The 25,584-nt window shown below is 68.1% G+C and carries 19 protein-coding genes; 14 read left to right on the top strand and 5 right to left on the bottom strand.

The genetic code is table 11. From position 1 onward, the window contains the following. Positions 1-3: 3 nt before the first annotated feature. Entirely contained in the window at positions 4-813 is an 810-nt protein-coding gene (locus tag MPARV_RS0109890) for an MBL fold metallo-hydrolase (RefSeq protein WP_012227622.1), read from the top strand. Here the strand turns inward: MPARV_RS0109890 and MPARV_RS22630 are convergent. Both MPARV_RS22630 and MPARV_RS22625 read right to left on the bottom strand, forming a co-directional pair. Continuing rightward, positions 776-1,960, bottom strand: coding sequence for an N-acetylglucosamine-6-phosphate deacetylase (locus MPARV_RS22630; protein WP_020378120.1), 1,185 nt, complete (start codon positions 1,958-1,960; stop codon positions 776-778). The two genes, MPARV_RS0109890 and MPARV_RS22630, sit on opposite strands and share 38 nt — an antisense overlap. Then, positions 1,957-3,180, bottom strand: coding sequence for a hypothetical protein (locus tag MPARV_RS22625; RefSeq protein ID WP_020378119.1), 1,224 nt, complete (start codon positions 3,178-3,180; stop codon positions 1,957-1,959). The genes MPARV_RS22630 and MPARV_RS22625 overlap by 4 nt, the downstream gene beginning before the upstream one ends. A 92-nt stretch (positions 3,181-3,272) precedes the next feature. On the opposite strand from MPARV_RS22625, the gene proS reads away from it, so the two are divergent. Together proS and fxsT are read left to right on the top strand one after the other, a co-directional pair. Then, positions 3,273-4,691 carry a proline--tRNA ligase gene (gene proS / locus MPARV_RS0109875; RefSeq protein ID WP_020378118.1) on the top strand — a complete coding sequence of 473 codons (1,419 nt, stop codon included), beginning with the start codon at positions 3,273-3,275 and terminating at the stop codon, positions 4,689-4,691. A gap of 118 nt (positions 4,692-4,809) precedes the next feature. Further along, positions 4,810-7,392 (top strand): FxSxx-COOH system tetratricopeptide repeat protein, encoded by a 2,583-nt coding sequence (gene fxsT, locus MPARV_RS0109870; RefSeq protein ID WP_020378117.1) that lies wholly within the window; start codon positions 4,810-4,812, stop codon positions 7,390-7,392. Positions 7,393-7,470: 78 nt separating this feature from the next. On the opposite strand, the gene MPARV_RS0109865 is transcribed toward fxsT, so the two are convergent. Beyond that, complete coding sequence (locus tag MPARV_RS0109865; RefSeq protein ID WP_157789545.1) at positions 7,471-7,992, bottom strand: hypothetical protein; 522 nt, start codon at positions 7,990-7,992, stop codon at positions 7,471-7,473. Positions 7,993-8,354: 362 nt separating this feature from the next. Between MPARV_RS0109865 and MPARV_RS0109855 the strand changes: the two genes are divergently transcribed. The 7 genes from MPARV_RS0109855 (at position 8,355) to truB (ending at position 16,708) form a co-directional block, all read left to right on the top strand. Next, a complete protein-coding gene (locus MPARV_RS0109855) occupies positions 8,355-9,530 on the top strand; it encodes a branched-chain amino acid aminotransferase (protein WP_020378114.1) in 1,176 nt (391 codons plus the stop codon). 110 nt (positions 9,531-9,640) lie between these two features. Further along, positions 9,641-10,258: a ribosome maturation factor RimP gene (locus tag MPARV_RS0109850; RefSeq protein WP_020378113.1), complete on the top strand. Its 618-nt coding sequence runs from the start codon at positions 9,641-9,643 to the stop codon at positions 10,256-10,258. Further along, on the top strand, positions 10,255-11,550 hold the full coding sequence (gene nusA, locus MPARV_RS0109845) for a transcription termination factor NusA (protein ID WP_020378112.1): 1,296 nt from the start codon (positions 10,255-10,257) through the stop codon (positions 11,548-11,550). Before MPARV_RS0109850 ends, nusA begins: the two co-directional genes overlap by 4 nt. Positions 11,551-11,800: 250 nt before the next feature. Beyond that, entirely contained in the window at positions 11,801-14,977 is a 3,177-nt protein-coding gene (gene infB / locus MPARV_RS0109840) for a translation initiation factor IF-2 (RefSeq protein ID WP_031278072.1), read from the top strand. A gap of 19 nt (positions 14,978-14,996) precedes the next feature. Beyond that, on the top strand, positions 14,997-15,296 hold the full coding sequence (locus MPARV_RS0109835) for a DUF503 domain-containing protein (protein WP_012227653.1): 300 nt from the start codon (positions 14,997-14,999) through the stop codon (positions 15,294-15,296). 33 nt (positions 15,297-15,329) lie between these two features. Then, positions 15,330-15,734 (top strand): 30S ribosome-binding factor RbfA, encoded by a 405-nt coding sequence (gene rbfA / locus MPARV_RS0109830; protein WP_020378111.1) that lies wholly within the window; start codon positions 15,330-15,332, stop codon positions 15,732-15,734. Continuing rightward, positions 15,731-16,708, top strand: a complete 978-nt coding sequence (truB, locus tag MPARV_RS0109825) for a tRNA pseudouridine(55) synthase TruB (protein WP_020378110.1) — start codon at positions 15,731-15,733, stop codon at positions 16,706-16,708. Before rbfA ends, truB begins: the two co-directional genes overlap by 4 nt. Before the next feature lie 247 nt (positions 16,709-16,955). Here truB and MPARV_RS0109820 read toward each other — a convergent pair whose 3' ends face one another. Beyond that, complete coding sequence (locus MPARV_RS0109820; RefSeq protein ID WP_020378109.1) at positions 16,956-19,676, bottom strand: bifunctional acetate--CoA ligase family protein/GNAT family N-acetyltransferase; 2,721 nt, start codon at positions 19,674-19,676, stop codon at positions 16,956-16,958. A 135-nt stretch (positions 19,677-19,811) separates the two neighbouring features. Between MPARV_RS0109820 and MPARV_RS0109815 the strand changes: the two genes are divergently transcribed. The 3 genes from MPARV_RS0109815 (at position 19,812) to rpsO (ending at position 22,376) form a co-directional block, all read left to right on the top strand. Next, complete coding sequence (locus tag MPARV_RS0109815) at positions 19,812-20,840, top strand: bifunctional riboflavin kinase/FAD synthetase (RefSeq protein ID WP_020378108.1); 1,029 nt, start codon at positions 19,812-19,814, stop codon at positions 20,838-20,840. Continuing rightward, on the top strand, positions 20,830-21,963 hold the full coding sequence (locus MPARV_RS22620; protein ID WP_012227661.1) for an alpha/beta fold hydrolase: 1,134 nt from the start codon (positions 20,830-20,832) through the stop codon (positions 21,961-21,963). Before MPARV_RS0109815 ends, MPARV_RS22620 begins: the two co-directional genes overlap by 11 nt. Positions 21,964-22,094: 131 nt before the next feature. Further along, complete coding sequence (rpsO, locus tag MPARV_RS0109805; RefSeq protein ID WP_012227663.1) at positions 22,095-22,376, top strand: 30S ribosomal protein S15; 282 nt, start codon at positions 22,095-22,097, stop codon at positions 22,374-22,376. A 6-nt stretch (positions 22,377-22,382) separates the two neighbouring features. Here rpsO and MPARV_RS0109800 read toward each other — a convergent pair whose 3' ends face one another. Further along, entirely contained in the window at positions 22,383-22,724 is a 342-nt protein-coding gene (locus tag MPARV_RS0109800) for a hypothetical protein (protein ID WP_012227665.1), read from the bottom strand. Positions 22,725-23,001: 277 nt separating this feature from the next. On the opposite strand from MPARV_RS0109800, the gene MPARV_RS0109795 reads away from it, so the two are divergent. Beyond that, the gene (locus MPARV_RS0109795; protein WP_100221304.1) at positions 23,002-25,566 is read left to right on the top strand and encodes a polyribonucleotide nucleotidyltransferase; all 2,565 of its coding nucleotides are present in this window, start codon (positions 23,002-23,004) and stop codon (positions 25,564-25,566) included. Positions 25,567-25,584: the final 18 nt, after the last annotated feature.

Here is a 25,584-nt window from a genome sequence, read left to right as displayed (position 1 = left end):
GAGATGACCGACGGCAGCGTGTTCGACCTGCCGGTGCTGGCGGCGTCCCGCTGGATGTTCACGTGCTACGCCATCTTGGGCGACGACGGGTCGGTCGTGATGGTGGACGCCGGGCTGCCGTCATCGGCCCAGGGTGCCCTCAACTCCCTCCGGGGTGCCGGTCGTCAGCCGGAGGACGTCACTGCGGTGCTGGCCACGCACGGTCACAGTGACCACGTCGGCGGCATGTCGACGGTGTTGGACCAGACGGCGGCTCGGGCGCTGCTGCCTGAGCGGTGTCGCCACTACCTGGAGGGCGAAACGCCACGAAACTTCGGGGTCGACGCCAACGTGCGGTTTCTTCCGATGATGGGGCAGCACCCGTTCAAGCCGGCCGCGTTGCGCGAGCTTGCCCAAGTGGGCCGCACCGATGGTTACGGTCGGCGCCCCACGTTTGCCCTGCCGTTCATTCCGTCCGGGTACCTTGCCGATGGCGACCCGGTGCCCGGCGCGCCCGGCTGGACCGTGATCGCCACCCCGGGGCACACCGACGACTCGATCTCTCTGTATCACGCAGATTCGGCCACGCTGATGTCCGGGGACGAGGTGTTGACACACGATGGTCGCGCCTGGTTCAACCCCGAGTGGGTGGATCGACGGGCGCACTCCGCCACCGAGGAGCGACTGCGGGCGTTGGATGTTCGTTACCTGCTGCCCGGTCATGGGCGTCCCGTCGAGGGCGATGTGTGGGGCCGTGCCCGGTCGGCGGGGGAGTGCCCGCCGGGTCGGGGCATCCTCACCCGGTGTGCGCGTCGCTTCGGTCGCTGGGGCTGACCCCCGTCCGATTGGCCGTGCGCTCACCTGCGATCCAGGTTGACTCGACGGCCCAGTCCGAAGTCCAGCGCACCAGATCGGCCCATCTGCCCACCTCGAGGGTGCCCAGTTGATCGCACCCGATCGTGCGGGCCGGCACTCGAGTGAACGAGTCCACGACCCAGCCGGGGTCAAACCCGGCGCTGATCAGTCCCGCCACCACCATCGCCCCGGTGTGGATGCCGCCCGCCAGCACGGGGGCGTCGTCGGCGCCTGACGGGTGGGTGCTCACGGTCGGGGCGACCTTGCTCACCCCGGCGTCGGCCACCGCGTCGGTGACGAGCACGCACCGGTCCGGTGCCGCCCGTCGGGCCAGTTCGATCACCCCGGGGTGCACGTGTGTCAGGTCGCCGATCAGCCCCAACGCCAGCCGGTCGTCGATCAGTGCGGCACCGAGCACGCCGGGTTCGCGTTGGTGGAGGCCACGCTGGGCGTTGCCGAGGTGGGTCACCATCGACGCGCCCAGTTCTGCAGCCCGGTGCACCTGGTTCGACGTCGCATTTGAGTGTCCGACCGACGCCACCGCACCGGTGCCCAGCACGGCGGCGATCAACGCGTCGGCGCCGGGCAGCTCGGGCGCCAGCGTGACAATGCCCAGTGCTCCGGGGGTCACGCCAGCGAGGGCGACAAGATGCTTGGAGTCGGGATCGCGCCGCCATTGGGCCCGATGGGCTCCCAGCCGATCGGGTGAGATGAACGGGCCTTCCAGGTGAGCACCCAACAGCCGGGCGCCTGCCTGAGCGGAGCCTGGTGAGGCCCCAGCGTGGCGGTGGGCGTCCTCCACCTGCGCCAGCATCTTGTCGAGGGGCCCGGTGATGAACGTCGGTGCCACCGACGTGACGCCGTTGGCGGCCAACCAGCGACGCCACGGCGCCCACGCCACCGGATCGGTCGAGCCGAGGTCGATGCCAAGCCCGCCGTTGCACTGCAGGTCGATCAGCCCCGGGGAGAGCGTGCCGGGGACCGGGTCGGAACCGTCCGGTGGGGGCTCGCCCCAGCGCACGTCGGCGATCCGTCCGTCCCGCACGGCCACCCGGACCGGCCCATCGAGGGCGCCGCATGGGGTGAGGCCCTGCGCCGCGGAGACCCAGCCGGATCGGCCGGTCACGAGGTGCCTCCGACCCCCAGAGCCGTCGCGGCGGCCTCAAATGCCGCTCGTACCTCGGACGACCACGCGTCGCCGCCGTCCAGGGGCGGGCGCCCGGGCCGCTCCGCCGCCTGGTCCCAGATGTGGTCCTCGGTTGGGTCGAGCGCGGCGCGCACCTCGGCGAGGGCACCCGGCTCGGCCTCGACAGCGTCGGCGATGGCCGCCACCGTTGCCCATGCCGTCGAATCGCCCAAAACGTCGGGCACCCAGCCGGTGCCACACGGTACGAAGATCGAGCAGCAGGGTGAGCCCAGCGCAGCGACGGTGAGAGGTCGTTCCTCACGGTCGACCGGCATCCAGGTGGCCAGCGAGGCGGTGGTGCGCTGGTAGCCGCGCACGTGCATGCACACGCTGACACCCGAGAAGTCGTCGCGCACGTCCTCCGGTGGAGGCACGATCCGGCCCTCGTTGTGGGCGCGCGCGACCGGATCCCCCCATGGGGCGGTGCCGTGGCTGCGCAACACCGCGACGGCGTCGGCGACCGACGGCGAATCATGGCGGTTGGCGACGAACGCCGACGTGCATGCCAGGCGATGGTCGGCCAGTTCGGTGGGTACGTCCGGGTGGCGCCGCGTGCCCCAAACCTCCGGGTCGGCCCCGCCGCCCGATCGGTCCCAGGCGACGTCGTCGGTCAACCGATTGGAGATCGCACCGCCCAGAGGCAGTTCGCGCGCCACCCAGGCTGCGCCGCTGGTCTCCATCTGCCACACCGTGGACGGATCACCGATGAGAAACGACGACCAGTAAGGCTCGGTTCCGGTGCTTGGGTCGTCGCCCCGCTCGCCGCCGCCCCCCTGGCGGTAACGACGGAGGTAGCGGCCGATGAGCAACACGGCGTGGGCGGCGTCCGTTGCCCGTTCGGCGGCGAGGCGCACCAGGTCCATGCCGATCAGACCCGGCGCCACCGCCGCCGGGTCGTCGGTGGTCCACACCTTCTCATTGCCGATCGCCACCCGCTGGGTGGACAGCGCCGTCTCGGCGCCCCACAGCCAGTCGGGCTGGGTCATCAACGAGCCGACCGACCCCGGGTCCTCACCCAGCTTCAGGTATTGGGTGGCCAGCCGGTTGCTCGCCGGCCGTGGACCCTCGTAGTTGATCAGTTGTGGCTCGGCGACCGGTCGATCGGAATTCTTGGCGAACAGCGTGCCGGTGCGGGTGGTCACGGCGAAGGTGTCGCACATGGAGCTTCTCCCTCAATCTGGAGGCCCCAGTGTCGCACGAGCGGCGAACCGAAAGGCCTGACCCACCGGCAGCCTGGCTACCATCGACCCCCGTGGCACCCAAGCGAGTACTCACCCCCCAGGCCGACGACTTTCCCCGCTGGTATCAGGACGTCATCAATCGGGCCGAGCTGGCCGAGAACGGCCCGGTGCGCGGCACCATGGTCATCCGCCCGTACGCGTATGCCATCTGGGAGCACATGCAGGCCGAGGTCGACGCCCGCCTGAAGGCCACCGGCGCTGAGAATGCCTATTTTCCGTTGTTCATCCCCGAGGAGTACCTCACCCGGGAGGCCGAACACGTGGAGGGTTTCAGCCCCGAGCTGGCCGTGGTGACCCACGCCGGGGGCAATGAACTGGAGCATCCCGTGGTGGTTCGCCCCACCTCCGAGACGGTGATCGGCGAGTTCATGTCCAAGTGGATTCAGAGCCACCGCGACCTGCCCATGCTTTTGAACCAGTGGAGCAACGTGGTGCGTTGGGAAAAGCGCCCCCGTATTTTTCTGCGTACCAGCGAGTTTCTCTGGCAGGAGGGCCACACGGCGCACGCGTCGGAGGAGGAGGCCAACCGCTACGCCGTGCGCATCCTTCACGAGGTGTACGCCGACTTCATGGAGGAGTACCTGGCCATCCCGGTGATCCGTGGTCGCAAGATCCCCCAGGAGCGCTTCCCCGGCGCCACCAACACGCTCACCTGTGAGTCGATGATGCGCGACGGCAAGGCGCTGCAGATGGGTACCAGTCACGAGCTGGGCCAGAACTTCGCCAAGGCGTTCGACATCGGCTATCAGGGGGCGGACGGCCGGCGCTCGTTGGCGTGGACCACCTCGTGGGGTGTGTCGACCCGAATGATGGGCGGGCTGATCATGGCCCACGGCGACGACGCCGGTCTGCGGGTGCCGCCCAAGGTGGCCGGTACCCAGGCGGTGGTCATGGTGGTGCGTGACGACGATCACGATCGGGTGGGCAAGGCCGCGCGCTACCTGGCCGGCGACCTGGTGGGTCGGGGTATCCGAGCCAAGGTGGACGACAACGTCGACTCCGGCTTTGGCCGTCGGGCCACCGCATGGGAGCTGAAGGGTGTGCCCGTGCGCATCGAGATGGGGCCGCGCGACCTGGACGAGGGCGTGGCCGTGATCGTGCGTCGCGACAGCGGCGAGAAGACCCCCGTCCCCACCGTCGAGGTGGCCGGACGGGTGGCCGAGTTGCTCGACGAGATCCAGCAGGCGCTGTTCGACGAGGCGCTTTCCTTCCAGCAGAGCCGCACGGCCGATGTCGCCACGGTGGCCGACGCAATCGAGGCCGGTGCCACCGGGTTTGCCCGCCTGCCGTGGAGCGCCGTCGGCGACGCCGGGGTCGACGAATTAGGCAAGCACGCCATCACGGTGCGCTGCCTGCTGTCGGCCGATGGGGGAGTGGCCGAGAGCGACGACGGCGACGACCTGATCGCTGTGGTGGGCCGCAGCTACTGACCGGGCCCGTCATCGGCCTGAAGCTGCACGGAGTTCGGGTATCGTCGTGACGATTGGCGCGAGCTAGGGGGCAGGGCAGATCAGCACATCCGGTACCTCCGCCACCAAGCCGACCGTCATGATCTCCTATGCACACGAGGCAGGGGAAGGCCCGGCGTGGGCCGAACAAGCCCTTTCCGTGGCCGACCTGCTGGACGACCACGGATTCGCCACCGAGATCGACCAGCGTCATGCCCACGAGTCGATCGACTGGGCCGTGTACGGTCCCGCCCGATGCACTGACAGCGACTTCGTCGTCTGCATGGCCTCGCCCGAGTACGTGACGGCCTGGACCACCGAACAGCTGGGTACCGACAGCGGCCAGGGCAACTTCGGTGCGCGGGAGGAGACCCGCGCCATCATCGATCGCAAGAAGCGAACGGGCAATGGCTTCCTGGTGTGGGCGGTGTTGGATGGGCGGACTCAGGGGGACATGCCTCCGGCCGAACGGTCGGTCAACTGGGTGGCGGTTCCGGCCGTTACCGCCCTCGGTGTCAGCGGGTTGCTGGCGCGGCTGCGAGGCCGACCGCTTGATTCGATCGGCCAACCAGCTCGTGTCGTCGCGGATCCACCTCCGTCGTCTGCACACATCGTCGGGCCGCTGCCCCCACGCTTCCCTTACTTCACCGGCCGCCGGGATCTGCTGAGGAAGCTGGCCGAATCGTCCCAGCGACAGGGCACCACGGTTGTGAGGGACTCCTTGGCCGGCGGCGGGGGAGTGGGAAAGACCGAACTGGCGGTGGAACACGCCTACGAGTTGCTGGAACACCAACGCGTCGATTGGGTGGGGTTCGTCGTGGCCGACCAGACGCCAAGGTTGATCACCGACCTGACAAAGGTCGCCGAACGGCTGGGAGCGCCGCCGCTTCAAGACGACGAACCGGCGGAGTCGTTCTTTGTTCGGATTCGGGAAGCGCTCGAGGGTGGTCGTGGGGGCTCGTTTCTGCTGATTGTCGACAACGCTGAGCCCGAGGTGCCGCTCGCCGACCTGCTCCCCCGGCAAGGGAATGGGCAGTTGGTGATCACCACCCGGGATCGCCAGTTGGGCGAAACACTGGCCGCGGAACCGCTGGTCGTCGATGTTTTCGACCCACAGACTGCCCTCGAACTGTTACGCCGGCGCGTCCCGGATTTGTCGATCGACGATCAGAAGCTCGCCACGTTGGCCGAGCGAGTCGGGTTTCTGCCGATTGCGGTCGACATGGTGGGGTACCAACTGGCGAATGGCTACGGCCCGGCCGAGGTGTTGGCTGGTCTCCCCGAGTTCAACGCGGCGCGACGCGATGTCACCATCGGGGCGCTCTGGCAGAACACCCTGCCGCGCCTCAACCTGCCCGCCCAGCGGTTGCTCGAACTCTTCTCGGTTCTGGCGCCGGACCGTATCCCGGTTGGGCATCTCGACAGCGTTGAGTTTGACCCACCGATGGACTCCCCCCGCCATGCGTTGGCGACGCTGCAGCGTTGGGGTCTCATCGAGCGCATTCCAACCGGCAGCGGTCCCACCGTTTCGATTCACCGCGTGCTGCAGGATGTGGTGCGCAGGGGGACGGCGGAGTTGGCCGGTGGGTACACGGACGCAGCGAGCCTGCTGAGGTCGGCGTTGCCTGCTGATGTCACCCATCCCGATGGCTGGCCGTCGGCTGCCGTTCTCGATCCGCATGTCCGCGTGCTGTTGGAGGGCGTAGATCAGGCTGAGTCCCCAAGCGTCGAGCTTGCCATGGCGGTTCGCCTACTCGCCGATCGGGTGGCAACGGCTCGTCAGTACGGTGGCGACAATCGCAGCGCGGTGCCGTTGTTTGAAGTCGTCGAGAGATTTGCGCACAAGTCTCTCGGTGTCGATCACCCGGACACGTTGACCGCCCGAGCAAACCTCGCCAGCTCCTACTGGCAGGCGGGACGCACCAACGACGCCATCACCATTGAGGAGCGGGTGGTCGAGGACAGTGAACGGCTGATCGGTGTCGATCACCCGGACACGTTGACCGCCCGAGCGAACCTCGCCAGCTCCTATCGGCAGGCGGGACGCACCAACGACGCCATCACCATTGAGGAGCGGGTAGTCGAGGACAGTGAACGACTGATCGGTGTCGATCACCCGTCCACGTTGACCGCCCGAGCGAACCTCGCCGCCTCCTATCGGCAGGCGGGACGCACCAACGACGCCATCACCATTGAGGAGCGGGTGGTCGAGGACCGTGAACGGCTGATCGGTGTCGATCACCCGGACACGTTGACCGCCCGAGCGAACCTCGCCAGCTCCTACTGGCAGGCGGGACGCACCAACGACGCCATCACCATTGAGGAGCGGGTAGTCGAGGACCGTGAACGGCTGATCGGTGTCGATCACCCGTCCACGTTGACCGCCCGAGCGAACCTCGCCGCCTCCTATCGGCAGGCGGGACGCACCAACGACGCCATCACCATTCTGGAGCGGGTGGTCGAGGACCGTGAACGGCTGATCGGTGTCGATCACCCGTCCACGTTGACCGCCCGAGCAAACCTCGCCAGCTCCTATCGGCAGGCGGGACGCACCAACGACGCCATCACACTGCTCCAGGAGGTGGTCGATCGACAGGACGGCGTCATCGGACCTGATCACCCCGATGCCGTGGCGCATCGGGAAGCGTTGGTTGGCTGGAGGCGGGAGGCTGACGAGCGGTGATCGGATGCGGCCGCTGCGACCGCAGCTACTGAGACCTGCGGAGCCGGAACGCGTCAGAGTCCCCCCATGGGGAAGAGGTCAACCGGTCTGAGCCTGTCGGTACCGTTCGGCGAACGCTGCGTTGAAATCGAAGAGGTACACACCAGCGCTGAGGTGTTCGGCCGATTGAACGATCGGAGCGAACTCCGAGATGGCGGTGACCGCCCGCTTGCCCTCCGCGCAACCGAGGCTGAGGACGGCGACGCGGCTGATGTCGCCCAGGGGGCCGGATTGACGCAACCCGTAGACCAGGCCGGCCAGCGTGGCCACGGCCAACATGATCTGGGGCCACATGAACCCGTCGAGCGGCGTGAACCTCAGGGGCGGACCGTCGGCTTGTACGCCCAGCCGCACCAGTCGCACCGCCCGCGACCAGTACCACCCGTACTCCCGGAAGGAGAGCGGCGCCATGCCGTCGACCCAGTAGGTTCCGAGCACGTCGCGGCCCGATGTCGTGGTCACCGGCCACAGGGCGGCCAACGCCGTCGAGACGCCCCAGGTGGCACCGAGGACGGCGAGCCGTCGGTAGCGCTGCCTGCGCAGCGCCTCCAGCCCGAGCACCACCCCGATGGAAGCCAGCGTGAACGCTGCCGGAAGTGCCCGAGATCAACGGGACCATCCGCAGCGCCTGACCGGACGATCCCAGCACTCAGCTGAGGGACTTGACCGCCCCGAGAAATCCCGCTGGCGCCGACTGGTAACCGTCGAGTTGGTTGCTCAGCAGTCAACCGAGGTTGTGGTCGACAAAGTTGTTGGCAAAAGTGGCCTCATCGAGCCACAACGATCGTCCGGACGCATACTGGCGAAGCCGCACGAGCACTCCGACCGCCGCCAACACGAGCAGCTCCGGGTTCGTGGACAGAGTGAATACAGAGGTGCATGACGCCACCGGCCGAGCCCGGGGGTGTCGTCGGCGCGATGATGTGGGGGTGCATCCCCTCGTTCGCGTTGGCCGGCCCACCCCCCTCCCCGATGCCGAGCGTCAAGCGATACTCGACGCGCCGGTCTTCGGTGAGTCGTTCAGCGACCACATGGTGCTGATGCGGTGGGCCGATGGTGCGTGGGGGCCGATCGAGGTGCATCCGTTCGGTCCGCTGTCGCTGAGCCCGGCGACGCTGGCGCTGCACTACGGGCAGTCGATCTTCGAGGCGTTCAAGGCATATGCCCAGGCCGACGGGTCGGTGGCGGTGTTCCGCATCGAGGCCAATGCCACCCGCATGAACCGCAGTGCCGAGCGCCTCGCCATGCCGCCCCTGCCCGAAGGAGCCTTTGAGCAATCGTGCGTGGCACTCGTGGATGCCGACAGAGCCTGGGTGCCAACGTCGGATGGGTCGGCGCTGTACGTGCGGCCGTTCCTCTTTGGGGTGGAGGCCCACCTGTCGGTTCGCCCGGCCAACGAATACCTGTATGCGGTGATCGCGTCGCCGGTGGCCTCGTACTTCGGGCCCGTGCTGGGGGCCATCAGCGTGGCGGTGGAACCCGTCGACGTCCGGGCCACGCCGGGGGGCACCGGCGCCGTGAAGTTTGCGGGCAACTACGCCGCGGGGTTCAGGGCCCACGGCCGGGCGGACGCGGCTGGAGGTGACCAGGTGTTGTGGCTCGATGCGGTGGAGCACCGTTGGGTGGAGGAACTCAACGCCATGAACGTGATGTTCTTGTGGGAGCGCGACGGGCACACGGTGCTGACCACGCCACCGCTCAGCGGCACGATCCTGGAGGGTGTCACCCGTGCATCGCTACTGGAGGTCGCCCGGGATTCCGGCGGTGAGTTGCGCATCGATGCGGTGGTGGAGGAGCCGACCTCCATCGAGGATGTTCGCGACGGCATCGAGGACGGAACGCTGTTGGAGATGTTCGCCTGCGGCACCGCTGCGGTGATCGTGCCCATCGGACGGTTGATCGACGCCGGAGTCACCCGTGTGGTGGGAACTGGGGATCCGGGTGGGTTGACCATGGCCCTGCGGTCCGCGCTGCTCGACATCCAGTACGGGCGGACGGCCGACACCAGGGGCTGGATGCGTACCGTCGACCCGGCGGACCAGCGCCGCCACGTGGGGAGGATGTCGGGTGGCAATGGAGGCAGGAGTGCGGCCGACTAGCATGGGTGAAGCTTGAGTCGCCTGAGTGGGGCGTGGGTCGCCGGCCCACGCCACTTCTTTGTCTGGCGCAGGCTCACAACCGATGCAAGAACAACCACAGGGAGGTGCCGATGCTCGACGATGCGAAGTTGATCGACATCATCGAACCTGTGGTGAGCGCCGCAGGATTCACCCTGTACGACGCCGAATTTCGGGGTGCATCGCTGCTGGTGATGGTGGATGGCCCTGATGGGATCAACCTCGACCAGGTGGCCTCGATCAGCCGCACGATCAGCCGGCACCTCGACGAGGACGACCCAATCCCCGGCAAGTACACCCTGGAGGTGTCGACCCCGGGGTTGGAGCGGCGACTCCGCCGAAGTGACCACTTTCTTGGCGCCATCGGCGAGTCGGTGAAGGTGAAACTCAACCCGGGAACTGCCGGAGAGCGGCGCGCCGACGGCGAGCTGATCGCCGCCGACGAGACCTCCGCCACCATCCGCACCGCAACCGGAGACGAGCGCACCGTGGCGTTGGCCGACATCGACCGGGCCCGTACCCACTTCGAGTGGGGTCCGGCGCCTAAACCGGGCAAGGGGTCGAAGCCCGGCAAGGGTTCCAAGCCCGGGAAGCAGAAGGCCAGCGCGAAAAAAGCGCAGCCGGGGGCCGACGTGAACGAATCCCAGACCGAAACTCCGAACAACCCGGGTGAATCCACCCCGACCGACCGAGGACAGAGCCAGCCATGAACCCGAACATGATGGAAGCGCTGCACGAACTGGCCGCCCACAAGGGCATCTCCACCGAGACCTTGCTGACGGTGTTGGCCGACGCCATCGACGCCGCCTACAAGAAGATGCCCGGGGCCGAGGAGTTCGCCTGGACCGAGATCGACGCCGAGACCGGCGAGATTCGGGTATGGGCCCAGGAGCTGGGCGAGGACTACGAGCTGCTCGGCGAGCCCTACGACGTGACCCCCAACGACATGGGGCGCATCGCCGCTCAGGCCGCCAAGCAGGTGATGAACCAGCGCATCCGTGAGACCGAGCGCGAAATGAAGTACGAGGAGTATGCGGGCCGCGAGGGCGGCATCGTCACCGGCATCGTGCAGCAGACCGACAGCCGGTACACGTTGCTCGACCTGGGCCGTGTCGAAGCGCTCATGCCCCAGAGCGAGCAGGTGCCTCACGAGCGGGCGCATGCGGGCGACCGCGTGAAGGCCTACATCGTCGAGGTGCGCATGACGGCGAAGGGCCCCCAGATCGTGGTCAGCCGCACACACCCGGGTCTGATCCGCCGCCTGTTCGAGATGGAGGTGCCGGAAATTGAAGACGGCATCGTCGAAATCAAGGCGTGCGCCCGCGAACCAGGCCAGCGCACCAAGATCGCCGTGTGGTCCAACGACCCCAACATCGACCCGGTCGGTGCCTGCGTCGGCGCCCGGGGCGCACGGGTGCGCCAGGTGGTCAACGAACTGCGGGGCGAGAAGATCGACATCGTGCCGTTCTCCGATGACGAGATCGAGTTTGTTGCCAAGGCGCTTCAACCGGCACGGGTGCGCGAGGTGCGCATCCACCGTGACCTGGGCACCGCCGAGGTGATCGTTCCCGACTTCCAGCTGAGCCTGGCCATCGGTAAGGAGGGTCAGAATGCCCGCCTGGCCCACCGCCTCACCGGCCTGCGCATCGACATCCGATCCGAGACCGAGGATGCACAGAGCGAGTACCAGCCCTATGGGGAGTCCGCTGACTACGCCGACGGCGAATGGGTCGTGGACGAGGCGACCGGCGATCAGATGTGGCAGCCGGCCGACGGCAGCGACCCGATCAGCCTGGACGAGTGGAACAAGATGAACGCCGAAGGCGAGGCTGCCGCTGAGCCTGAAGGCGAGACGGCCGCTGAGCCGGAAGCCGACGGTGGCGCCGACTCCGAGGATGCTCCAGACGGCGACGCGCCTGCCGACACCGATGATGGTGACATCGACGAGGCTGCGATCGACCAACCCGGCGATGAGGCGGCCGAAGCCGACGAGACCACCTAGTGGGTGGTGAGCGTTCGGCGCGATAGGGCCGCACGCGCGAGACTGGATCGTCCGCCCAAAAGCGGACGCGTTCATTGCTCAGTCACGAATCGCCCCCCGACGAGGCACCAGCATGGCCAAGTCGTGGGAATCAGCGTTTCGATCTGCGCCCCACACCTCTTGAACATCGGGCCACGATTGGTCTCGGTGGGCACAGCATCACTCCAGCGTTCAGCACAGCAACCACATCACGCGAAGTACAGGGATCATCTTGGCAGCAAAGAAAATTCGGGTCTTCGAACTGGCCCGTGAGCTCGGTATGACCAATAAAGAGGTCTTGGAGCTCTCCGAAAATCTGGGCGTCGGCGTCAAGAGCCACAGCTCCGGCATGATCGAGGCGCAGGCAGACCGCGTCCGTCGCAAGGCCGAGCGTGAGGGCCTGACCCGTGACGAGCAGCCGGAGGAACCTGTCAAGAAGGCGCCGGCCAAGGCAGCGGCCAAGAAGGCACCTGCAAAGACACAGGCAGCCGGCGCCAAGCCGATGCGCGCCACCGGCAAAGCGACCACCGAGGACGCCAAGCCGATGCGCGCCACCGGCAGGGCGATGGAGGCCCCCGACGAATCGGCGGAGGTGAAGCCGGCCAGCCCGCCGGTGCCCGCGCCCGATCCGGTCGCCCCGTTTGACTCGGGCCCGAAGACCGCGCCTGCGGGCGCCGCCTCGCCTGGGACCAAGCCACGCCCCAAGATGCCGCCGCCCCCTCCCGGGTCTCGCCGCACCGTGTCATCCCGGGATCGCGCCCGGGCCATGCACGTTGAGGCTCAGTCGGTGTCCGCCGCCACCCCCGACACCACCAAGCCCCCCCAGCCTCGATCCGCCGATCGACCGATGCGGGCCACCGGCAAGGTGGTGGCGCCCCCCGCCGGCCACCAACTGGCCAGAGAGGCCCAGGCAAAGGAGGCCGAGGCTCAGGCCGCGCGAGACGCCGAGGCCAGAGATGCTCAGGCTCGGGTCGACGCCGAGGCCGCCCAGGCGGAGCAGGCTGCGGCCGCGGCTGCTCCAGAGGCGCCTGCAGCCGAAACTCCTCCGGAAGCGCCAGTGGTCGAGACCGCTGCGCCAGAGGCCGCTGCACCGGTTGTAGAGGCTGCAACCGGTTCCGAATCCGCTGACGTGGTGACCGAGGCGGTGGCCGCCGGTGAGTCCGGCGACACGGTCGCCGCGTCGACCACCACCGAAGGCACAGCCGAGGCCGCCGCCGATGCTCCTGCCGAGTCGGCCGCAGCCGGCCCGACCAGTGCGTCCGGCAAGGCGATCCCCCCGCCTCCAGGCCCTCCGACCTCCTCCAGCGGCAAGGTGATCCCCCCGCCCCCGGGCATGGGTGGCCGCATGCCCGCTCCGACGCGTGCCGGTCGTCCCGGCGCGGGCCCCCGAGCGGGTCGCCCGGCGGGCGGCCCAGCCGGCCGCCCCGGCGGTGGCGGTGGCGGTCCCATGCCTCCCGGTGGCGGCTTCCCGCCGCGTCCCGGTGGCGGCCCACCCGGTCGCGGTCGTCCAGGTGGCGGCCCAGGCGGGCCACCACGGCGCCGTAAGAGCCGTCGTCGTCGCAACCGTGACGAGCTGCAGCCCATGGACGCCCCCAGCTACACGCCCGACGATGCGGCGGTGCCCGAGGGCGTGATCGTGGTGGAGCGGCTTTCGCCGCCCCAGGACCTGGGCCCCAAGCTGAACCGCACCGCCGCCGACGTGGTGCGCTTCCTCATGCAACAGGGCGAGATGGTCACGGCCACCCAATCGCTCACCGACGACATGATCGAGCTGTTCGCCGCCGAGATCGGCGCCGAGGTGCGTCTGGTCGACCCGGGCGAGGAGCAGGAGGTCGAGCTGGTTCGTCAGCTCGACGTGCCCGAGGACGAGCGGGACTACGACGATCTGCCCGAGCGTCCCCCGGTGATCACGGTGATGGGCCACGTCGACCACGGTAAAACCAAGCTGCTCGACCGCATTCGCAACGCGAACGTGGTCGCCGGTGAGGCCGGCGGCATCACCCAGCACATCGGTGCCTATCAGGCCGTTCACGACGGTCGTGTCTTGACCTTCCTCGACACCCCGGGCCACGAGGCCTTCACCACGATGCGGATGCGTGGCGCGGATGCCACCGACGTGGTGGTGCTGGTGGTGGCCGCCGACGACGGCGTCATGCCCCAGACGATCGAGGCGATCGCACACGCCAGGGCGGCCGAGGTGCCGATCGTGGTGGCGGTCAACAAGATCGACCGGGAGGCGGCGGACCCCAATCGGGTCCTCCAGCAACTCTCCGAGCATGGTCTGGTGCCCGAGGCATGGGGTGGCGACACCGTGTGCGTCGAGGTGTCGGCCCTGCAGGGTCTGGGCATCGACGACCTGTTGGAGCACCTGCTGGTGGTCGCCGACGTGGAGGACCTGCGGGCGACGCCCGAGGGCCGCGCCACAGGCGTCGTACTCGAGGCCAACCTGGATATCGGCCGGGGCCCCGTCGCCACCGTGCTGGTGCAGCGAGGCACCCTCAAGGTGGGCGATCCCATGGTGGCCGGTCCGGCGTTCGGCAAGGTTCGTGCGCTGATCAACGACCAAGGTGAACAGGTCAACGAGGCCGGGCCGTCGTCGCCGGTTCAGGTGCTGGGCCTGTCCGACGTGGCCCAGTCGGGCGACAACTTTGTGGTTGCCCCCGATGAGCGCAAGGCCAAGGCGGTCGGCGCAACCCGCGAGCGCTGGCAGCGAGAAATACAGCGCAGCCGCGACGCTTCGGCCCTGGCCGGCGGCGCCAAGCTGGAAGACATCTTCAAGGAGATTCAGGCCGGCGAGACCGCCACCCTCAACGTCATCGTCAAGGCCGATGTGCACGGTTCGTTGGAGGCCGTCACCGAAAGCCTTCAGAAGCTGGAACGCGACGAGGTGAAGGTCGCCGTGCTGTTGCGCAGCGTCGGCGGTATCACCAAGAGCGACGTGCAGCTCGCAGGCGCATCCAACGCCCTCATTCTGGGCTTCAACGTCCGTCCGGATCGCAAGATCCGGGAGATGGCCGACGAGGCCGGCGTTGAGATCCGCACCTACGAGATCATCTACAAGCTGCTCGAGGACATCGAAGCGGCCATGGTGGGAATGCTCGCACCCGAATTCGAGGAGGTCGTCACCGGCGACGCCGAGGTTCGAGAGGTGTTCCGGGTGCCCAAGGCCGGCATGGTTGCCGGTTGTCAGGTGCTCAACGGGGCCATTAAGCGTGGATCGCTGGTGCGATTCCTGCGTGAGGGCACCATCATCTGGACCGGCGAGATCTCATCGTTGCGTCGTTTCAAGGAGGACGTGCGAGAGGTGGCGTCCGGGTTTGAGTGCGGCATCGGCCTGTCGGACTTCCAAGACCTGAAGAACGGCGACATCATCGAAACCTACGAGCTGCGGGAGATCCCCCGCACCTGATCGGGTGGGTGCGGCGCACATGGCTGAGCTGAACGTCCTGGCGGCGCGTGTGGACCTTCGGGTCGGCGCTGCCGGATCGTTGAAGGCCAAGCGCGCCGCACTGCGGCCCCTCCTTGACCGTTTAGCCAACCGCAAGGAACTGTCGGTCGCCGAGATCGACCATCAGGACTCGTGGCAGCTGGCCTGCCTGGGCCTGGCGGTCGTCGCCACCACGCCCGGACGATGTCAGGAACTGATGGACTCCGCCGAGCGCATGGTGTGGTCCCGTCCCGAGATCGAGGTGCTGGGCTTTACCACCTGGTGGTTGGAAACCGACTGAGAGTTCAGGGATTCACAGCGCGAGAATGGAACGATGAGCAGACGACGATCGACTCGACAGCAGGCGACGGGTCCCGGCCGGCCGTTTCAGCGCAACGACCGCATTGGTGAGACCATCCGCGAGCTGGTGGCCGGAGAACTGGAACGCATCGGCGACGAGCGGCTGGACCTGGTGACGATCACCAGCGCCGACGTGGACGGCGACCTGGCTCGGGCGCGGGTGTACTACTCGGCGATGCTCGCCGGTGCGGAGGGCCGGCTCGACGAGGTGATCGAAGCGCTCGACGAGCTGCGTTGGCCGCTGCAGAAGGTGATCAACCGCAACATTCGGGCTCGTAAGACCCCGCAGATCAGCTTCGAGCGAGATACCTCCATCGAGGCCGGGCTGCGTATCGAAGAGGTGCTGGCCGGTCTCAAGGCGACCGACGAGGAAGAGTGAGCCGACGCTCCCGCAAGCTTGCTGGTCCCACCGGGCTTCTTCTGGTGGACAAGGAGGCCGGGCTCACCTCCCACGACGTGGTCGGACGGCTAAGGCGGCGGTTGGACACGCCGGCGGTCGGTCACGCCGGTACCCTCGACCCCGATGCCACCGGGTTGCTGCTCGTCGGGGTCGGCCGGGCCACAAAACTGCTCACCTTCCTGGTGGGGCTCCCGAAGACCTATGAGGCCATCATCACCTTTGGCGCGGCGACCTCCACCCAGGATGCAGGCGGAGAGACAACCGGTACGTTCGACATGTCCGGACTCACCGCCGACGACGTGGTCCAGGCCGCTCGGGCGATGGAGGGGGAGAGCGAACAGATCCCACCGATGGTGTCGGCCATTCGGGTCGATGGCAAGCGGCTGCACGAACTGGCCCGTGAAGGCAAGGAGGTGGAGCGCAAGCCCCGTCCCATCCGTGTCGACCGCTTCGAGGTCACGCCCACCTTCGAGGCCGAGTGGGCCGGCCAGACGTGGATTGGCGGAGCGGCGCCGGACCCATCATCGGCCCCCGGCGGGATGCCGCTGGTGTTTCGAGCGACCGTGGAATGCAGCACTGGCACCTACGTCCGAACCCTCGCCCACGACCTTGGCATCGCTCTGGGCGGTGGCGCCCACCTGGCGGCGCTGCGTCGCACCCGGGTGGGGGTGTACTCCGTCGCCGACGCCTTCGGTTGGGAGGAGTCACCGGTGCTGAGCGCCGCCGCCGCGGTCGTACATCTGAACGACTTGCACCCAGGTCCCGAGGTGCTGTCCAAGGTGCGACATGGCCAGGTGCTGGAACGTCTGACCTTGGGGGCGGGCCCCGACGAGCCGGGCCCCTGGGCGGTGTTCGAACAGCCCGATGATCGTGGTGAGGCTCAGGTGCTCGCGATATATCAGGCACACAAGGGCTCGACGCTGAAGCCGGGCGTGGTGCTCGTCGGTTCCTGAGAATCGACCCGAGACGCCGTTGGTGAGCTTGACGGAACTGCCGCGTTGAAACAGCCTTTTGTCATCGACACCCCCCCGTCCGGTGTCGTCACGAACGCTCCTGAACGGCTCGGGCGTACCCCGCGAGCGCTCTACTTCGGCACGGCGTCCTACGGCATCCACCTGCTGCACCACCCGATCCTGTTGTTCCTCGACTTCCGAACCGGGCTGGGTGTTGCGGCGCGGTTGTGGGGATCGCGTCTGGTGCTCAACCCTCGGGGTCAAGGTCGAGACGGCGGGCGGCGAGGTCTTCCTGAGGCGGTTCGGACAGCTCGATCACCACGTCCGACAGGGACACTCCGTGGCGCCCGGCAATGATGGGGTTGGCCACCAGCGCGGTGACCTCCGGGGCGGCCTCCATCAGTGCGGCCAGGGAGGCCACCACCTCGACCAGATACTCGGTGCCGGCCACGCGACCGAGTTGTCGACCCACCTCGGTGGCGCCCACAAGCATGGACAGGTCGGTCGTTGAGGCGGGCAGCACCCCCAGGAGCGCGTCGTCCTCGTCGGCAAAGACACCACCCATACCGACGGTGAGCGTGGTGACGCCGGTGCGCCGTCGGAAGGTGACGGCGACATCGACCCCCCGGTCGATCATGCGCTGCACCACCAGTGGGGTGGCGCCGGCCCCGAACCGCTCAACGAGTCGCACGGCGGCATCCTCGACGGCGCTGGGGTCGTGCAGGTCGAGCGACACACCGCCCGCCTCCGAGCGCAGCACCCGATCACGGGTGGCCCCCTTGACGGCAACGGGATACCCCAGCGCGTCGGCGGCTGCGGCCGCCTGATCGGGATCATCAACCACCACCCGCGGGGAGATGGGCACGCCGGCAGCTTCCAGCAGGGCATCTTCAGCACCGATGGGCAGGTCGCCGGGCCCGTGCTTCGCCAACAGCGCGCGTGCGAGGCGGCCGACAAGTTCGGACCGCGACTCGATGCCTTCCACTTGCCCCTGCGCGGTGGCTTCGGCGATTGGGTCCTCGTTCGGACCCTCGCTCGTGGCCCGGGCGAGGGTCCACGCCCAGTAACCGGCCAACCGTCCCATGGCCCGTGCGGCATGCTCGGGAAACTCGTAGACCGGCACCGTCAGGTCCCCCCGGTGCAGGCCGAACACGTCGGCGGCATCAAAATTGCAGGCTGCGATGACCTTGTCCGGGTGGCGAACAGCGGCATCGAGGATCACGTCGTTGACCGCCGGGTTGGGGCGCAATTCTGGTGGTGCATGCACCACCAGGACCGATGCGGAGCCGTCGTTGGTCAAAGCCTGATCCAGCGCTTCGGCGTAAGCATCTGCGTCGGCCCGCCACGACAGGCGTCGGGCGGCCACAACGCTGAGCCCGGCGGCGGCGCACTCGCCGATCGCCAGGTCCAATGCTCCGCCGGAATTGCCCAGCACCGTCACCCCGATGCCCTGGGGGATGCCCTGAGTGGCCAGCAGACGACCAACGTCCAGCAGTTGATGGAGGGTTCCCACCCGGATGATGCCCGTCTGGCGGAAGACCGCCCCGGCGATCCGTTGACGAAGGCGCGCCCCGGCGTCGGGTCCCGCGTCGAGGCCGGAGTCGGCCTCCGCCTTGGTCAGGGGCGACGCACTCAGGTAGGAACCGGCCGCAACCGCCACCACCGGCTTGGTCGCCGTCAGCGCCCGGGCGGCGCGCACGAATCGCTCGATGCGTCCGAAGCTCTCCAGGTACAGCATCACGCCGGAGGTCTGGGGTTCGTCGCACCAGTACCGCATCAGGTCGGATGCGCCGATGTCGGCGCGGTTGCCGGCTGCAACGAACGAGCTGACCCCCAGACCGACTCGTCGGGTGCGATCGATGATGGCTGCGCCCAGGGTGCCCGACTGGGCGAGGATGCCGACGTTGCCGGGAAGGGGAGCGGTGGGGGCAAAGCTTGCATGCAGGCGCACCGACGGATCGGTGTTGACCAGGCCGAGGCAGTTGGGGCCCAGCACCCGCACGCCGCCGCGCCGGGCGGTGGCCACCACCTCTGCCTCGAGATCGGCGCCCTCCGGGCCGGTCTCGGAGAACCCGGCGGTCAGGATCACCACCGCCTTGACGTGCTTGCGGACGCACAGTTCCACCGAGTCGGCCACCCGTTCGGCCGGAGTGGCGATGACCGCCAGGTCCACGTCGGAGGGAATGTCGAGGATGGTGCGATACGCGGGCAGACCGCCGATGACGTCCGTTCGCTCGTTGACCGCCCAGACGGTGCCGGTGAAGCGTTGGGCCAGCAGGTTGTACAACACCTCGTGTCCCAGGGATCCCGGCGTCGAGCCCGCCCCGATCACCGCCACGCTCGTGGGGGTGAAGAGGCGCCGCACCGAAGCCGCGGCGGCCGTGGCCTCGCGTCGCTCGCGTGCGGCTTCGGCGTCCGGTGTGGGATGGAGGTCGAAGGACACCTCGATGACCCCGTCGGCGAACGTCCGGCTGACCTCAAAGCCCGCGGTGGAGAACACGGTGAGCATTTTGGAGTTGTCGGGCAGCACCGATGCGGTGAACGTTGCGAGGCCCCGCTCCCGCGCCGCTGCCACGAGGTATTCCAGAAAGACGCTGGCCAGGCCCCGTTGGGCGTGCGCGTCGTCGATGAAGAACGCCACCTCGGCGGACGGGCGGTCTCCCCAGCGCTCGTACCGTCCGACGCCCACCAGTTCGTCGCCGAGGAGCGCCACGAAGGCCACGCGGTCCACGTAGTCGATGTGGGTCAGGTGCACGAGGTCCTTTTGGGTCAAACGCGGCCGGGCCGAGAAGTAGCGGTAGTAGATGCTCTCGGCCGACTGGCGCTGATGGAAGGCGGTGAGCCGGTCGGCGTCCGCCGGAATGATCGGCCGGATGTGCACCGTGCCGCCGTCGCGAAGCACCACGTCCGCCTCCCATCCCGATGGATACGGAGTGGGTTGCGGTTCGGTGCCTTGGTGGTCGCTCACGGTGCCGATCGTAGGACGGCCTGGCCCCATGATGGCTGACCTGCGGGTGTTTCGAGTCGCCGGGGTGAGCCCTTCAGGGTTCGCCGCTTTGGTCCCTACTCGTCGGATGGTCGTCGCACACCGTACGGTGGTGGAGTGCTGATCCTCGGTGATGGCGCCCCCCGCCCTGCAGATCCGGCCGCGCGGGGTTCCAGCGCGGACGTGCCCTGGGACGGTGCAGCGGTGACCATCGGCGCCTACGACGGTGTTCACCTCGGCCATCGGGCCGTGATCGGCCGTCTCGCAGATGCCGCAAGGGAGCGAGGCCTGGCCTCGGTGGTCGTCACCTTCGAGCCCCATCCGGCAAGGGTGCTGCGGCCCGACTCGGCCCCACGGCTGCTGTGCGACACCGCCACCAAGCTGGAGCTGTTGGCCGAAACCGGGGTGGACGCCACCTACGTGATGGCCTTCGACGCCGATCGTGCGCTGGAGGAGCCGGAGCACTTCATCAAGCGGTTGCTGGTGGACGAACTGCGCAGCCGAATGGTGATGGTGGGCGCCGATTTTCGATTTGGGCATCGTCGGGGCGGGGACGTGACCATGCTGGAGGATGCCGGTGCTGACGTGGGATTCAAGGTTGAGGGTCTGCCGCTGGTAGGCGCCGACGGGCAGGCGGCCCGGGTGGAGGAGCAGGTCAGTTCCACGGCGATCCGTCGGGCCCTCACCGAAGGCCGCCTCGATGCGGCCAACGTCATGCTGGGTCGACCTCACGAGCTGCGTGGCGTCGTGGTGGAGGGTGATCGGCGAGGCCGCACCTGGGGTTTTCCCACGGCCAACGTGGCGGTGGCTCCCGAGATGCTGCGCCCGGAACCCGGGATCTGTGCCGGTTGGCTGGTGCGAGACGATGGCACCGAGCTACCGGCCGCCATCTACCTGGGCAACCGGCCAACGGTGTACGGGGAGGGTGGCGACGTCGTGCTGGAGGTACACGTGCTCGACTGGCAGGGCGACTTGTATGGCGAGACCGTGGCCGTGCGCTTCACCCATCGCATTCGTGGCGACGCGGCCTTCGATACTTTTGAGGGATTGACCCAGCAGATCGGTCGAGACTGTGACCAGGCTCGTCGCCTCCTTGGAGTTGCGACCGGCAGCGGTAGTACACGGGAGGTAGGCCATGGCTTCTAGGCAACTGATCAAGGATCGTCCCGACGGAGAGGTGACGGACCCGCTGGTCGGCCCTATCACCGATGCACCGCAGGGCGTGGGGCTCAGCCGACCGCCGCGCCTGGCTCGACACCGAATCCACTTGGACGACGGCCACCCAGTGGGCATCACGATGGCGGGCAGCGGCATACCTCTGGTGGTCATTCATGGCTTCACCGCCGAGGGGTTCCTCTATGCACAGACCCTGTCGCGTCTCTGCGGCATGGGGTTTCGGGTGATCGCCATCGACATCGCAGGCCACGGCGGTACCGCAGGCCTGCCGGAGGACGGCGCCAACATCGCCGCCTACTCGGCGTTGGTGAAGCGGGTGCTCGACGAACTGGGGATCCGCCACGCACTGTTGGCAGGCCACTCGATGGGCGGTCGACTGGTGACCCAGTTGGCGGCCAACCACCCCGAGCGGGTGTTGGGGGTGGTGTTGATCGATGCCATCGTTGGCGACACCTGGGACCGCATGGTCTATCTGTTTCGGGTGTGGCCCCCGCTGCTCGGGGCCGTCGGCGTGGCGCTGATGGTGGACTCGATTCTGGTGCCGCCCCTCTCCCGCGATCCTCGGCAGGCGGTCAAGTTTCTGCGACTGTTCACGCCGACCCTGCTGGGTCACGTGGCCAAGCCCTGGAGGTTGTTGGGTCCGGCGGTGTCGATCCTGCGGACCCGGTCGAGTCGCTATGCACTGGATGCGGCCGCGGCGGAAGGCGTGCCGTTCTACATCCTGCACGGCGACCGCGACGTGGCGGTACCACACCGCACCAGCGAGGATGCCGCCCGGCGCGTTGGTGCCGACCTCATCACGGTGGAAAAGGCTGGACACTCGTGGTTGTTGTCGGATCCGGAGACACTGCCGGCGATCATGGCCGAGCTGTTGGAGGGAAGGCTGGGCGACGACCTGCGGGCCGCCTTCGTTGAGCTGGGAGTGGGGGAGGATCCCGACCTGCCCGCCATCCATTCGGCGTGTTACGAGCCGGGCGCTGCGGTATTTGACCTGGCGCTCCCCGAACCGCAGGAATACACCGACACGGCGGTCAAGCGTGCCGGTCCGGCGTTCGCCTGGCATCGCCACGTACCGGACGTCACCGCAGCCTGATTCGTACCCCGGGCCGCCCGGCGGTAGCGTTGTCGGTTCGCCGGAACCTTCCGGCGCCCGCGTTCGGTGCGGAGGACGGCTGAGGCCGACCACCCACATGAAGGCCGGGCCCAACGCCCACTCGGAGCACCATGTCCAATCACGTTCCCACCAATATGCCGCCCAAGGCCGACATCATTGCCAAGCACCGGCGTGACGAGTCCGACACCGGGTCACCCGAGGTTCAGATCGCGCTGTTGAGCGCTCGCATCACGCACCTCACCGAGCATCTCCGGTCTCACAAGAAGGACCACCACACCCGTCGTGGCCTCCTCCAGATGGTGGGACGTCGCCGTCGGTTGCTCAACTACCTGAAGAACACCGACATCGAGAGCTACCGCTCGCTGATCGCCGATCTCGGGCTTCGTCGCTAGGCCGCTTCAGTCGCCGGCGTTCAGCTTGTCTGAGCAGGCCGCCAAGGCCTCGGCCTCGGGCCCGACCGGCCGATAGTCACCATCCTCGAGGTGCTCGACGAGCACCTCGACACGCCCGTCGGTCTCCCGGTAGAGGCACCGGGCATAGGACTTCGCCACGTCCGCACCCACCTGGGACCCCGCGGTGGATTCCACGACGGTCCGTTCGAAGTCGTCGGCCGAGGGTTGGCCCGTGCCCCCGCATCCTGTGGTGGGCGCTCCAAGGCTGAGCACCACCGCCACGCCGAGAGCCGCCCGCCCGCAGCCGCTTTTCGTTGCGCGATGCCGGCTGTGTCGGGCTGAGAACATGACGATTCAGCGTATCGGGTGCGGCCGTTGTGGCAGCGGTGCCGGCGGGCGCAGCGGCGAGCGGGGATTGTCGGCTACGATGGGGGGTTCACGAATGCGGTTGAGTCCAGCCGCCAGTTGCCGCCCCCCGAAGCGCCGCCCGAGTCACCGAGCGACTTCGTTCCTCGCTGACCCTGGGGACGTTCGGAGGCCGACAACTGTCTGCTGGCCTCTCCGCTCCACAGAGGTGTGAGCCGTCGCACGAAATGCGCGGATGCACCACATCAAGGAGAACCACATGGCCACACAGCCAATCGAAGGCGCACTGAGAGTGCGCGCAACCGTCGCGGAAGAGACCGATCTCGTCGACGGCAAGGAAATCACCATGGAGGCCGGACGGCTGGCCTCCCTCGCCGACGGCTCCGTCCTGGTCGGCATGGGGGACACCAGGGTGCTCGTCACCGCCACGGCATCCCGCCGGGTGCGCGAGGGCGCCGACTTCTTCCCGCTCACGGTCGACATCGAGGAGCGTTCGTACGCCGCCGGCAAGATCCCGGGCTCGTTCTTTCGCCGTGAGGGGCGTGCCTCAGAGGCCGCAATCCTCACCTGCCGACTGATCGACCGGCCGCTTCGTCCGTCGTTCCCCAGCAGCTTCCGCAACGAGGTGCACGTGGTGGGCCTCGTGCTGGGTGCCGATCAGGAAAACCCCTATGACGTGCTGGCGCTCAACGGCGCTTCGGCAGCGTTGATGCTGTCGGGCATCCCCTTCGAGGGGCCCGTCGGCGCCGTCCGCCTGAGCTACACCGCCGATGGCGAGTGGCTGGCCCATCCCACCTATGCCGAGTCCGACGCCGGAGCCTTCGACATGGTCGTTGCCGGGCGCCAACTCGAAGACGGTGATATCGCCGTGATGATGGTGGAGGCCGGTGGCACCGAGGGTGCCTGGGAGCTCTACGAAGACGGCGCCCCCAAGGTGAACGAGGAGGCCCTTGCGGCCGGTCTCGAGGCCTCCAAGGCACACATCGCAGCCATGATCGAGCTGCAGCGTCAGCTGGTGGAGGTCCATCAGGAGGCTCACGGCATCCCCGAGGCGATTGCCTGGGTCCCGCAGGTGGACTACAGCCCCGAGGTCGCCGACGCCGTCGCTGCGGCCGCCGGTGACCGCATCGTTGAGACCGCGTCGATCGCAGACAAGGCTGAGCGCACCGCTGCCGAATCCGCGTTGCGTGACGAGCTGGTCGCCACCGTGGCCGGCGCCGCAGACGAGGCCGAGCGCTCCAACGCCGAGAAGCAGGCCAAGGCAGCCTTCCGTGCCGCCACCAAGGAGGCGGTGCGCAGCCGCATCGTCAACGACGGCGCCCGCATCGACGGCCGTGGTCCGAAGGACCTGCGTCCCCTGTCGTCGGAGGTTGGCGTCGTGCCCACCGCCCACGGCACCGGCTTGTTCCAGCGTGGCGAAACCCAGGTGCTCAACATCACCACCTTGGGTATCGGCCGCATGGACCAAATGATCGACGGCATCGACCCGGTCACCAAAAAGCGCTACATGCACCACTACAACTTCCCGCCGTTCTCCACCGGCGAGCCTGGCTTCATGCGTGGCCCGAAGCGCCGCGAGATCGGCCATGGTGCGCTCGCCGAGAAGGCGCTGTTCCCACTGGTGCCCGCCATGTCGGAGTTCCCCTACACCATCCGGCTGGTGTCCGAGGTGCTGTCGTCCAACGGCTCGACCTCGATGGCGTCGGTCTGCGCATCCAGCCTCTCGCTGATGGACGCCGGTGTGCCCCTGCGGGCGCCGGTTGCCGGTATCGCGATGGGCCTGGTGTACGCCGACGGGAAGTACACCACCCTCACCGACATCCTCGGTGCGGAGGACGCCTTCGGCGACATGGACTTCAAGGTGGCCGGTACGTCCGAGTTCGTCACGGCGTTGCAACTCGACACCAAGATCGAGGGCATCCCCGCCGACGTGCTGATCGCCGCCCTCAACCAGGCCAAGGAGGCTCGTCTGGCGATCCTCGATTCGATGAACGCCGCGCTGCCCGAGCCTCGCTCAGAGGTCAACGAGACCGCGCCGAAGATCATCAGCTTCGAGATCCCCGCCGACAAGATCGGTGAGGTCATCGGCCCCAAGGGCAAGGTGATCAACTCGATCCAGGGTGAGACCGGTGCCGACATCTCGGTGGACGACGACGGCATGGTGGGCGTTGTGTCCGTCTCGGCCGTTGACGGCAACGCCGTGGCCGAGGCCGAGCGTCAGATCCGTCTGATCCTCGACCCGCCCACCCCCGAGGTGAACGCGGAGTACACCGGCAAGGTGGTCTCGATCACCAAGTTCGGCGCCTTCATCAACATCCTGCCTGGCCGTGACGGCTTGCTGCACATCTCAAAGATCGGTGGCGGCAAGCGCATCGACAAGGTTGAGGACGTGCTCGAGTTGGGCCAGGACCTCGCCGTGTACGTGGAGGACATCGACCCCAACGGCAAGGTGTCGCTGCGCATGGCCGGCGACACCGGCGGAAAGTCCGGCGGGGACACCGGCGGAGGCCGGTCTGATTCCCCAAAAGCTGACGGCCCGTCACAGGGCCGTTCCGCCGCCACGTCCGGCCGCAACGACGACCGCTCCGGTGGTCGCGACGGCGCTGCCCAGGCTTCCGGTGCGTCCGATTCGGGCAGCACCGATTCCGGTGGCAGTGGCTCGGGCGGCCCACAGCGGGCACCTGAGTTTGCTCCGGTGCTGGAGGCCAAGCTGACCGAGGCCTACGGCGATCTTGGACCCGAGCCCGCCCCCCGTAACGCGGGTGGCGGCGGCGGCGGTCGCCGTGGAGGCGGCGGGGGCCGGGGTGGCCGGCGCGGTCGCTAGGCCCACCGAGCCTTCCGG

This window comes from Candidatus Microthrix parvicella Bio17-1 (assembly GCF_000299415.1).
Taxonomy (GTDB): domain Bacteria; phylum Actinomycetota; class Acidimicrobiia; order Acidimicrobiales; family Microtrichaceae; genus Microthrix; species Microthrix parvicella.
Note: the sequence above shows the minus strand (reverse complement) of the source record. Positions and strands in the feature narration are given on the sequence as shown.

Excerpts from the sequence above, each read along its gene's own strand:
- rpsO (WP_012227663.1), top strand. The coding sequence starts at position 22,095 with ATGTCCAATCACGTTCCCACCAATATGCCGCCCAAGGCCGACATCATT.
- MPARV_RS0109800 (WP_012227665.1), bottom strand. The coding sequence starts at position 22,724 with ATGTTCTCAGCCCGACACAGCCGGCATCGCGCAACGAAAAGCGGCTGC.
- fxsT (WP_020378117.1), top strand. The coding sequence starts at position 4,810 with ATGATCTCCTATGCACACGAGGCAGGGGAAGGCCCGGCGTGGGCCGAA.
- rbfA (WP_020378111.1), top strand. The coding sequence starts at position 15,330 with ATGAGCAGACGACGATCGACTCGACAGCAGGCGACGGGTCCCGGCCGG.
- MPARV_RS22620 (WP_012227661.1), top strand. The coding sequence starts at position 20,830 with ATGGCTTCTAGGCAACTGATCAAGGATCGTCCCGACGGAGAGGTGACG.
- MPARV_RS0109850 (WP_020378113.1), top strand. The coding sequence starts at position 9,641 with ATGCTCGACGATGCGAAGTTGATCGACATCATCGAACCTGTGGTGAGC.
- MPARV_RS0109890 (WP_012227622.1), top strand. The coding sequence starts at position 4 with ATGACCGACGGCAGCGTGTTCGACCTGCCGGTGCTGGCGGCGTCCCGC.
- MPARV_RS0109795 (WP_100221304.1), top strand. The coding sequence starts at position 23,002 with ATGGCCACACAGCCAATCGAAGGCGCACTGAGAGTGCGCGCAACCGTC.
- nusA (WP_020378112.1), top strand. The coding sequence starts at position 10,255 with ATGAACCCGAACATGATGGAAGCGCTGCACGAACTGGCCGCCCACAAG.
- MPARV_RS0109835 (WP_012227653.1), top strand. The coding sequence starts at position 14,997 with ATGGCTGAGCTGAACGTCCTGGCGGCGCGTGTGGACCTTCGGGTCGGC.
- MPARV_RS22625 (WP_020378119.1), bottom strand. The coding sequence starts at position 3,180 with ATGTGCGACACCTTCGCCGTGACCACCCGCACCGGCACGCTGTTCGCC.